Genomic DNA, 10,167 nt, shown 5'->3' on the forward strand with positions numbered 1-10,167 from the left:
CTACTTCTGGAGGGTGAGGAAGTCGGCCGGGTTGTCGACGAAGAGCGTCCTGATCGCGGCCTCGTCGAGGCCGGCGGCGCGGAGGTCGGGGACGAGGTCCTCGAAGAGGTAGTTGACGGTGTGGCCCTTGACGCCCGGCCAGCCCAGCGGGGAGCAGTTGGCGTCGGCGGAGGCGAGCACCTGGGTGAGGCGGCTCCGGTCGGCGCCGATGAAGCGGAGGAAGTGGGCGAGCCGTTCCTTGCGGGGGCGGGCCCAGAAGGGCGGGTCGGGCAGCTCGGTCTCGTAGCCGAAGGTGTCGAATCCGATGCGTCCGCCCTGTTCGGCGATCCACACGTCGCGGGTCTTGTCGGCGTTGACGCCGTCGTCGACGTGGCCGAACAGGACGCGGTGGAGCGGGAGTCCCTCCTCGCGGAAGATGGCGACGGCGTTCTCGGCGTCGATCGCGAGGTGGGTGAGAACGGGAACGCCGGTGGTGAGGGCGGCGCGCGCGGCGGCGCGGTAGATGCGCTTGTCCAGGTCGGTCATCCGACCGCCCCGGCTCACCCCGACCTTGATGACTCCGGCGCGGCTTCCGGTGTTCCCGATGCCGACGGTGGTCTCGTGGACGAACTGCCGTGTCAGATAGTCCACATCGGCCCGCGCGAAGTGCGGCAGGGCGGTGTCGCCGCCGACGAAGCCGGTGCAGGCGACGATGTGGACGCCGGTCCTGGCGGACAGGGACTTGTAGTAGTCGACGTCGCGGCCGTTGCAGATGCCGGTGGCGTCGACGAAGGTGCCGCCGCCGTTCTCGTGGAACGCGCGGAGCTTCGGCACGGTCTCGGCGTAGCGCTCCTCGGGGGTCTTCCACCACCGGGTGTCCAGCTCGGAGCCGGGCATTCCGTAGCCGATGTGCTCGTGGACGGCCACGAAGCCGAGTTCCTCGGCCGGGACCGTCCCGAGGACGGTGTTCACTCTCGACACTGCACTCACCTTTGAACGAAGAAACGTGACGGGGGGGGGTACGCGGAGCCGCGCTCAGCGCACGGACAGCAGGTCGCGCGGGTTGTCCACGAGAATCCGCCGGATGTCCTCCTCGCCGAGACCGTGCGTCCTCAGGAGCGGGACGAACACGGTCAGCACCTGGCTGTAGGGGAGGCCGTTGCCGGTGTGGCCCTTGGCCACCCCGGTGGCACCGGCCGACAGCAGGACGCGGTCGCCGTGTCCGTCGCGTACGAGGGCGGCGACGAGCGCGGCGCGTTCGGCGTCGCCGATGTGGTCGTCGTCCTCGGTGCCGACGTGGTCGAAGGCGGCGTACGCGCCCGCGCGGGCGACCGCCTCGGGGGCACCGGCGGCGACGGCGTCGCGCCGGTCGAGTCCGGCGACGGCGATCCGGCCGGCGGGCAGGTCCTCGTCGAGGGCGAGGCCGAGGTCGTGGAGGGCGTCGGCGCCGAAGCGGACGGAGAGCGGGACGCCGGTGGCCAGGGCGGTGCGGGCGGCGCCACGCAGCAGGCTCTCGTCGGTCGCGGTGGCGCCCGTGCGGGTGGCGGCGGTGGCGACGAGCCCGGCGGCGGCGCGCCGCTCGACGCGGGGCACGACCATGCCCTCGGTGATCTCGGCGGTGAACAGGGCCGCGAACTTCTCGGCGGGCCAGGGGGTCGGGGGGTTGGTCTGCGGGGTGAGGAAGTAGCCCCCGAGCATCTCCTCGGGGCCCTGTCCGGTGGAGGCGACGAGGTGGACGCCGGTGGTCCGGGACAGGGCCTCGTAGAGCGGGAGGTCCCGGCCGTGGAACATGCCGGTGCTGTCGACGACGGTGCCGCCGCCGTGTTCCCGGAAGTCCGTGAGTGCGGCGGCCAGGGTCTCGAAAACCTCGGCGCGGTCGATCGTGATGTCGAAGGCGTACTCCGCGCCCGGCACCACCGACAGCAGTGCCTCGTGGACCGCGACGACGCCCAGCTCCTCGGCGGCCACCGGTCCCAGGACGGTGTTGACGGTGTTGGTCTTGAGGCTCATGCCTGCCCTCACAAGTACGGGTGGGGTGCGTCGCACCTTGTGGCAGTCACCGTAGCCATTCGCTTTACATGGCGTCAATGAAACAGACACTTAGAAAAAATAATCACCTTGCAGTGCATTGAGCTGCTGAGACGTCACGTGGCCACGTGCACAGGGGGCCGTACGGGCGGCGGAAAGAGCAGGTCGCGGGCATGCGTCGGGAGCGGTCGGCCTGATTCGGTCGACCGCGATCCACTGGGTGCCGCTCCTCGCGCTCGGGGCGCTACGGAAGGAGGGATCGGTGACGTGGGCAGCGGGACCCTGGTGCGGGCCCGGCCGCCGGGGGGCGTCGGGGACTCGTGAGCGGGGCGCTCAGTTCAGCAGGGCGGCCCAGCTGGCGGTGAGTTCGCCGAGCATCTGCTCCCGGGTGAGCTTCCAGTCGGCCCGGTCCCAGTGCTGGGCGACGAAGTCCAGCTGGGCCATGGCCAGGACGCCCCGGAAGTGCCGCTGGTGCGGCTCCAGCCGGCCGGCCTCCGTCAGCCCGTCCTCGATGTCGCTGACGGCCTCTTCCAGCCAGCGCTCCACGAGGTCGGTGAGGTCGGGGTCGACGACCGCCGCGTCCCGGCCGATCCGGATGATGGGGCGGATCGCCGGCCAGCTGTCGGCGGTCCGTCCGAGCCAGGCGGCGATCGCCTCCGGGGACCCGTCGGCGACGGTGGCCACCAGGCCGAGCGCGGTGGAGCCGTGCTCGGGCGAACCGACGCGCTGGAGCGCCTCGTTGAGCTGTTCGTCGATGAGCGCCTGCATCAGCTCGCTGCGGGAGGAGAAGTAGGCGTAGAACGTGGCGCGCGTGGTGCCCGCCGCGGTCGCGATGTCGTCGACCGTGGTGACGGCGTACCCCTTCGTCTTGAACAGTTCGAGGCCCGATTCCAGCAGCAGCCTGCGGGTCATCCGCTTCTGCGCCTCACGAAGGTTCGCCATGCACGGATCCTAACGCGCCGGCGCCCGCCGGCCGCACGCACCGGATGCCCCGCACACAGGGCGTCGTCTCTCCTGACACCGCGCACGGCGACGGGCCGCGGCCGGGTCACACCAGGTCGACGTCCAGCCGTTCGCGCAGGCCGGCGAGCGTGATGCCGTACGTCTCCAGAACCCTGACGCCGTCCGGGCCGGGCTCGAAGACGCCGTGGTCGGTGTAGACGCGGCTGACGCAGCGGGCACCGGTGAGCGGACAGGTGCAGGCGGGGACGAGCTTGGGCGCGCCCTCGCGGGTGAACAGCCGCATCATCACCAGGACCTCCCGGGCGCCGACGGCGAGGTCCATGGCGCCTCCGACGGCCGGGATCGCGTCGGGGTCGCCGGTGTGCCAGTTGGCGAGGTCGCCGCGGGCGGAGACCTCGAAGGCGCCGAGGACACAGACGTCGAGATGGCCGCCGCGCATCATCGCGAAGGAGTCGGCGTGGTGGAAGTAGGCCGCGCCGGGCCGTTCGGTGACCGGGACCTTCCCGGCGTTGGTGAGGTCCGGGTCGATGTCGTCGCCGGTCGCGGCGGGGCCCATGCCGAGCATGCCGTTCTCGGTGTGCAGCACGATGCCCGCCTCCGGCGGGAGGTGTTCGGCGATCCGGGTCGGCTGCCCGATGCCGAGGTTGACGTACGAGCCGGGCGCGATGTCCCGGGCGATCCGGGCGGCGAGTTCGTCGGTGGTGAGCGGTCCCCGGTCCGCGTGCTCGAAGGGCGTCGTCGTGGTGGTCGTGGACGTCATCAGCGGGCTCCCCGCACGGTCAGGTGCCGGGGTTCGGCACGGACGAGTCGGTCGACGTGGATGCCGGGTGTGACCACGGTCTCGGGGTCGATGGCCCCGGCGGGCACGATCTCGGCGACCTGGGCGACGACCGTGCTGGCGGCGGTCGCCATGACCGGGCCGAAGTTGCGGGCGGTCCTGCGGTAGACGAGGTTGCCCAGGGTGTCGGCGCGGTGCGCCTGGATCAGGGCCACATCGCCCTTGATCGGGTGTTCGAGGACATGGACGCGTCCGTCGATCTCCCGGGTCTCCTTGCCCTCCGCCAGCGGGGTGCCGGCACCGACCGGGCAGTAGAAGGCACCGATCCCGGCACCCCCGGCCCGCATCCGTTCGGCAAGGGTCCCCTGCGGGACGACCTCCAGCTCGACCCGTCCGGCCCGGTAGAGCCCGTCGAAGACGTGGGAGTCGCTCTGCCGGGGGAAGGAGCAGACGATCCTGCGGACCCGGCCGGCCGCGAGCAGCGCGGCCAGTCCCACGTCGCCGTTCCCGGCGTTGTTGGAGACCACGGTCAGATCCCGGGCGCCCTGCCGGATCAGGGCATCGATGAGGTCGAACGGCATACCGGCCAGGCCGAATCCGCCGACCAGGACCGTGGCACCGTCCTGGACGCCGGCCACGGCCTCGTCGGTGTTCGCGGCGATGGTCGTGATCATGCCGGGACCTCCTCGCACGCTGCCGGTTCCCCGGGACGGGCGGGGGCGCGGCCTCCGGTGCTCGGATCGGGGCCGCCGTCGTCGGCGGGAGGGGTGGCGAAGGCCATGGTGTCGTCCTCGGATCGCGGGAAGAGAGGGTGGGAGGGGCGGGGGCCGGCGCGCCCCGCCGGAGCGGGCCCAGCCTGCGCCGGGTCGCTCTGCGGAACATGTAGATTCTGGACAGCAGAACACGTGCCCTGGGTGTGCGCGGGCCCGCCGGGTCCGCCGCCGGGACCGGTCCGGTGCGAGGAGGCCCCGTGGACAAGCCGCTGAAGACGCCCCCGCCGTACCCCATCGCGAGCGTCGACCACGCGCTCAGGGCCGCGACGATGCTCCAGCTGGAGGGCGCGGCGACCGTCTCGCAGATCGCCGAACGGCTGGGGGTGGCCCGGTCCACCGCCCACCGGATCCTGGCGATGCTCGTCTACCGGGACTTCGCGGTGCGCGACGAGAGCCGGGTCTACCGGGCGGGCCCGGCCCTGGAGCTGGCGGCGCACTCGCAGTCGCAGGTCTCCCGGCTGCGCGCGGCGGCGCTGCCCCATCTGCACCGGCTGGTGAGCCTGCTGGACGAGACGGCGAACCTGACGATCCGGACCGGGGACACGGCCCGTTTCATCGCCAGCGTGGAGAGCGGGCAGGCGCTGCGGGTGGGCTCGCGCGAGGGCATGGTGTTCGCCGCCCACCGCACGACGGCCGGGCTGCTGCTGCTCGCCGCCCTGGACGACGACGAGCTGGCGGAGCTGTACGCGGAGGGCCGCTACCGCGACCGCCCGGCGGACCGGCCGGATCTGGCGCGGCTCCGCCCCGAGCTGCGGCGCGTCGCGCGCACCGGCTTCGCGGTGAACCAGGAGCGGTCCGAGCGCGGGCTGGTCGCCGTGGGCGTTCCGGTGCACGGCGCGGACGGCACCCCGCAGGCGGGCCTGTCGGTCTCGCTGCCCAGCGTGCGCTACGACGCGCACGACCTTCCGTCGCTGGTCGCGACGCTCGGCGCGGCGGCGCGCGCGATGGAGGCGGATCTGCGCGCGGCGGAGTGATCCGCCGCGTGAGGAGCCCGGGACCGCCGGGTATACAGCTGCCGGCCGCGGGGCCGCCGGCAACGGGGGCATGACGCGCGCGTCCACCACGCTCCGGGCCGCCGCTCTCGGGGCCGTCGTTAGCCGGGCCGTCACGCTCCGGGCCGTCGTGGGCGCGGCCGCCCCGCCCGATGCCATGACGTCGAGGCTATTCACCACATGCCACGAACATTTCATTGACACAGTGTATGGCGAAGTGTCATTCTCCACGACACCGCGCCGGATCCGAGCCGTGGCTCCACCCCCTCGACCACGAGCACGGCACCGGGCGCGCACGACGAGCGACGCGCGACGCTCCCCTCTCCCCCCTCCCCTCGCTACGGCCGTCGGCCGGAGCCCGCCCCGCCCGGTGGCGGGGCACTCGCCCCTTCCCAGCCAGGGAGAACAAGCAATGACGCTCAACAACGGGACGACGACGTCCTCCGGCCCAACCGCGGGGGCCGCCCGGAGGCCGGGCTACGCGGGAACGCTGGCTGCCACCAGCTGTGCGGTGTTCGTGGCACAGGTCGCCAACGCCCTGCCGGCCTCGCTCAACGGCCTCTTCCAGCAGGACCTGAACACCCACGGCTCCCAACTGACCTGGATCACCTCGGCCTTCATGATCGCCGTGGTGTGCTTCGAGTTCACCTTCGGCGTGCTCGGCGACCGCTTCGGCCGCAAGCGGCTCGTCGCGGCCGGCGCCGCCCTCGTCGCCGTCGGCAGCTCCGTGGCCGCCCTGGCGCCGACCGTGCAGGTCCTGTGGGTGGGTGCCGCACTCAACGGCCTCGGCGCCGGCGCGCTGTTCCCCGGCTCGCTCACCATGCTCGTCTCGGTCACCCGTACCGCCCGGGAGCGGGCCCAGGCCGTCGCGCTGTGGACCGGCTTCCTGTCGGCGGGCGCGGCCCTGTCACCGCTGCTCGGCGGGATGTTCGCCGAGGTCGGCTCCTGGCGCGGCTCCTTCTGGGTCCTCGTGGGCCTCGCGGCGGTGAGCATGGCGCTCACGCTCGTCCTGACCACCGAATCGCGCTCTCCGGAGGGGCGCTCGCTGGACATACCGGGCCAGATCACCTTCGCCATCGGTCTGATCCTGGTGCTGTACGCGGCCGTCGAGGGCCCCGAGTCCGGCTGGACGACGCTGCCCGTCCTGCTGTCCGGGATGATCGGGCTGGTCTTCCTCGCGGGCTTCGTCCTGGTCGAGGTGGGCGCGCGGTCGCCGATCTTCGATCTGAGCCTGTTCCGCAACCGGGCCTTCACGGTCTCGTCCCTGGTCGCCGTGATCGGCATGCTCGCGTTCCTCGGCGCCTGCTTCGCGACCAGCATGTGGCTCGGCCCGGTCCAGCACCAGGACCCGCTGCGCGTCGCGATCCCCTTCCTGCTGCTCCAGGGGCCCGCGTTCGTGCTGATCCCCGTCGTCTCGCGGCTGCTCCACCGGGTGGCCCCGACCTGGCTGCTGACCTCGGGCTTCGTCCTGATGTCCGTCGGATGCTTCCTGTGCACCGGTCTCGATGTGACGGACCCCGGCCTGACCGCGTTCCTCGTGCCGGACCTGCTGATCGGCATCGGCTTCGCGCTCTGCGTCAGCTCCGTGACGGCGGTGGCCCTGGACAGCGTGGAGCCGAAGCTGGCCGGCATGGCGAGCGCGACCACCAACATGCTCCGCGACCTGGGATTCGCGCTCGGCCCCGTGGTCGTCGGCGCGGTCGCCCTGAGCAAGGCCGGATCGGCGTTCACCTCGAAGCTGAGCGGGGCGGACCTGCCCGCCGAACAGCTCGGCGCGGCGCGCGGGATCGCCGCCGAGGGCGGGCCGATCGCCGTGAACAGCCTGCCGCCGGGCACCCCCGGTTCGGCGGCGCACGGCCTCGCCCTCGACGCCCTGGGCCACGGCTTCACCACCGCGTTCCTCATCTGCGGTGCGGCGGCCGCGGTGGCCGCGGTCCTGACGTTCGTCGGGATGATCGGGCTCAAGCACCGTCCCGTGTCCGGCGCGACGGACGGCGAGCCGGCCGCCGCCGCTCCCGCTCCGGCTACGGCGTGACGGCCCCGCACCCGGGACCGGCCCGCCCCGTGCGCGGTGCCGGTCCCGGTGCGGGAGCGCCCTCGGACGCCGTTCAGCGGCGGCGGCGCCGCTCCCCCGGATCGCATTTGGCCTTGAGGGCCGCGAAGAAGACCGGCAGCTTGTCGACCATGGACCGGGGCACCGGTGTCGTCTGGACGGTGCCCCGGTCCACGTCCTGGAGGACGAGCGTGAACCCGCCGTTCTCCTCGACGAGTTCGGCGGCGTAGAGCAGTCTCCCGGCGGAGGCGTCCGCATCCGCGTACGCCTCCGCCTCGCTCAGGGTCTGTGTCACGGCCGTCCTCCGTCTTCCGCTCCGACACCGGCCGGGACCGCCCGGCCGAGGGTGTCGTGGAGCCACGCGGTCCACTCCTCGGTCGCCCGCTCCTCGTCGGCGTCCTCGGCGAACAGGTGGTGGCCCAGCCAGATCGGTACGTTCCAGCTGCTGCCGTTGAAGAAGCGGTACAGGGCGTCCGGGCCGCGCAGCCCGAGGAAATCGGGTCCGGTCCAGTCCACGACCGCCTCGACCGGCCCGTTCCCCGGTCCGGGGACCAGGAGGGGGAAGCGGTCTCCCGCCACGGCTCCGTCCGGCACGCCCAGGCGCCGGCGCAGTGCGGCGAAGTCCGCCGGATCGGCGGTGGGTTCGGGGCACTGGGCGCGGACGTAGACGGCGCGCCGGCCCGCGAAGTGCCTGAGGTATTCGGCCAGGGCGTGCTGGTGGAAGTCGACGTACTTCTCGGCGACGTCCGTCTTCGCGTCCCACTGCCAGGCCTCGTCCACGACGCCCGTGTGCACCCAGTGGATACCCATGCGCAGATGGCTCGTGCCGTCGTCGGCCGGTTCCACGCGGTAGGTGAGCGTATTGGAGAAGCCGCCCTCCTGGGTCGCCTTCACGGCGAGGTGGCGCGGCGGCTCCCAGGCCAGGACGGTGGCGTCGCCCCGGGTGACCCGGCCGCCGACACGGGGCTCGATCTCCATCGGGTAGAGCCAGCCGAGGTTGCCGGGGCCGGTGGCGACCGCTTCCCAGACCTGGTCGGGCGGGGCGGGCAGCCGCTGCTCCCGGCGGACCTGGAACTCTCGGGCCATGGTCGGTTCTCCTTCTCGTCGTCTCGCCGCCGGCGGAGCGGCGGCCGTGGGATCAGTAGGACAGTGGGAGGGCGGTGAGCCGCCGTTGCAGCGGGTTGTCCCGCCACTCCGGCTCCGCCCCTTCGGCGAGCCTGAGCCGGGGCAGCCGGCGCACCAGCGTGCCGAGGGCGATCTCGGCCTGGAGCCGGGCGAGTGGGGCGCCCAGGCAGAAGTGCGGGCCGTGGCCGAAGCTGAGATGGCGGTGGCCGGGGCGGGTCAGGTCCAGCCGGTCGGGGTCCTCGAAGCACTCCGGGTCGCGGTTGGTCGCACCGAGGACCAGATAGACCAGCTCGCCCTCGCGCAGGGTCCGTCCGCCGATCTCCAGGTCCTCGGCGACGACCCGGACGATGGCCTGGGTCACCGTGTCGTAGCGGATCAGTTCGTCGACGGCGCCCCGGATCAGTCCGGGGTCGGCGCGCAGCCGGGCGAGCTGGTCCGGGTGGCGCAGCAGGGCCAGCATTCCGTTGCCGATCACATGGGTGGTGGTCTCGTCCCCGGCGGTGATCAGGACGAAGCAGGTGGAGAGCAGTTCGGAGTCGGTGAGGCGGTCGTCCTGGGCCTGGGTGGCGACCAGGGCGCTGATCAGGTCGTTGCCGGGGGCCCGGCGGCGCTGCCGGACGAGTCCGGCGAGGTAGTCCTCGTACTCCGTGATCGCCTTCTCGGACGTGTCGATGTCCTCGCTGAGCCGGCCGAAGCGGCGGAACCAGCCCTTGACGCGGGGCCGGTCCTCGTCGGGGATGCCGAAGAGTTCACAGACCACGGACATGGGCAGCGGGGAGGCGACGGCCTCGATGAGGTCCATGGAGGGGCCGGCCGCGACGGCCTCGTCGACGAGTCGGTCCACGATCCGCTGGACCCCGTCGCGCAGGGCCTCGACGCGGCGGGCGGTGAAGGCCCGGTTGGCGAGTTTGCGCAGCCGTGCGTGGTCGGGCGGGTCGGTGTTGCTCATCACCCGGCCGAGCCGGTCGGTGAGCCGGCTGAACTCCTTGAGGTCGCCGCCGAGCGCTTCGTAGGCGCGGGTCATCCTGTCGCGGTCGTTGGAGAGCCGCAGATCGCCGAGGGCACGCTCCACATCGGCGTGCCGGGTGAGGTACCAGATGCCCTGGGCGCTGCGGTGGACCGGGTCCTCGCGGCGCATGCGGGCGTAGAGGGGGTACGGGTCGCGGCGGGCCTCGGGGGTGAGCAGGGCCGCGGCGAGATCGCCGGGCCGGGCGGGGCCCGCGGTGGCGCGGGCCCCGCCCAGGGTGTCGGTGGTGGTCACCGCTGGGCTTCCATCGCCTCGGCGAGGCTCCGGGGCCGCATGTCGGTCCAGGACTCCTCGATGTGGGCGAGGCAGGCGGCGTGGGTGTCGGGGCCGTGGACGACGGTCCAGCCGGCCGGGACGTCCGCGAACTGCGGCCAGAGCGAGTGCTGGTTCTCGTCGTTGACGAGCACGAGGAAGGTGCCGTCCTGGTCGTCGAAGGGGTTGGTCATGGG

General features: G+C 72.8%; 11 protein-coding genes. 2 read left to right on the plus strand and 9 right to left on the minus strand.

Going from position 1 to position 10,167, the window contains the following annotated elements:
- The 5 genes from ACFVDM_RS30445 to ACFVDM_RS30465 form a co-directional block, all read right to left on the minus strand.
- On the minus strand, positions 1-960 hold the full coding sequence (locus ACFVDM_RS30445; RefSeq protein WP_383647853.1) for a phosphotriesterase: 960 nt from the start codon (positions 958-960) through the stop codon (positions 1-3).
- Between the two features lie 54 nt (positions 961-1,014).
- Positions 1,015-1,989, minus strand: coding sequence for a phosphotriesterase (locus ACFVDM_RS30450; RefSeq protein WP_383647858.1), 975 nt, complete (start codon positions 1,987-1,989; stop codon positions 1,015-1,017).
- A 351-nt stretch (positions 1,990-2,340) separates the two neighbouring features.
- Entirely contained in the window at positions 2,341-2,949 is a 609-nt protein-coding gene (locus ACFVDM_RS30455; RefSeq protein ID WP_383647861.1) for a TetR/AcrR family transcriptional regulator, read from the minus strand.
- A 106-nt stretch (positions 2,950-3,055) separates the two neighbouring features.
- The gene (locus ACFVDM_RS30460) at positions 3,056-3,730 is read right to left on the minus strand and encodes a 3-oxoacid CoA-transferase subunit B (protein WP_383647866.1); all 675 of its coding nucleotides are present in this window, start codon (positions 3,728-3,730) and stop codon (positions 3,056-3,058) included.
- Complete coding sequence (locus ACFVDM_RS30465) at positions 3,730-4,422, minus strand: 3-oxoacid CoA-transferase subunit A (protein WP_383647870.1); 693 nt, start codon at positions 4,420-4,422, stop codon at positions 3,730-3,732. Before ACFVDM_RS30465 ends, ACFVDM_RS30460 begins: the two co-directional genes overlap by 1 nt.
- A 296-nt stretch (positions 4,423-4,718) precedes the next feature.
- Between ACFVDM_RS30465 and ACFVDM_RS30470 the strand changes: the two genes are divergently transcribed.
- Complete coding sequence (locus tag ACFVDM_RS30470) at positions 4,719-5,495, plus strand: IclR family transcriptional regulator (protein WP_383647874.1); 777 nt, start codon at positions 4,719-4,721, stop codon at positions 5,493-5,495.
- 430 nt (positions 5,496-5,925) lie between these two features.
- Positions 5,926-7,548: an MFS transporter gene (locus ACFVDM_RS30475; protein WP_383647877.1), complete on the plus strand. Its 1,623-nt coding sequence runs from the start codon at positions 5,926-5,928 to the stop codon at positions 7,546-7,548.
- Positions 7,549-7,621: 73 nt separating this feature from the next.
- Here the strand turns inward: ACFVDM_RS30475 and ACFVDM_RS30480 are convergent, their stop codons facing one another.
- Genes ACFVDM_RS30480 through ACFVDM_RS30495 form a run of 4 tightly spaced genes read right to left on the minus strand, consistent with a single transcriptional unit; the run spans position 7,622 to position 10,164 of the window.
- Positions 7,622-7,861 carry a hypothetical protein gene (locus ACFVDM_RS30480; RefSeq protein ID WP_383647880.1) on the minus strand — a complete coding sequence of 80 codons (240 nt, stop codon included), beginning with the start codon at positions 7,859-7,861 and terminating at the stop codon, positions 7,622-7,624.
- Entirely contained in the window at positions 7,858-8,652 is a 795-nt protein-coding gene (locus ACFVDM_RS30485; RefSeq protein WP_383647883.1) for an SRPBCC family protein, read from the minus strand. Before ACFVDM_RS30485 ends, ACFVDM_RS30480 begins: the two co-directional genes overlap by 4 nt.
- Positions 8,653-8,704: 52 nt before the next feature.
- The gene (locus tag ACFVDM_RS30490; protein ID WP_383647886.1) at positions 8,705-9,952 is read right to left on the minus strand and encodes a cytochrome P450; all 1,248 of its coding nucleotides are present in this window, start codon (positions 9,950-9,952) and stop codon (positions 8,705-8,707) included.
- Positions 9,949-10,164 (minus strand): MbtH family protein, encoded by a 216-nt coding sequence (locus tag ACFVDM_RS30495; RefSeq protein WP_383647889.1) that lies wholly within the window; start codon positions 10,162-10,164, stop codon positions 9,949-9,951. Before ACFVDM_RS30495 ends, ACFVDM_RS30490 begins: the two co-directional genes overlap by 4 nt.
- Positions 10,165-10,167 lie beyond the last annotated feature (3 nt).

The sequence above is a fragment of the Streptomyces sp. NPDC057682 genome, assembly GCF_042799575.1.
In the GTDB taxonomy this organism is placed as follows: Bacteria; Actinomycetota; Actinomycetes; order Streptomycetales; family Streptomycetaceae; genus Streptomyces.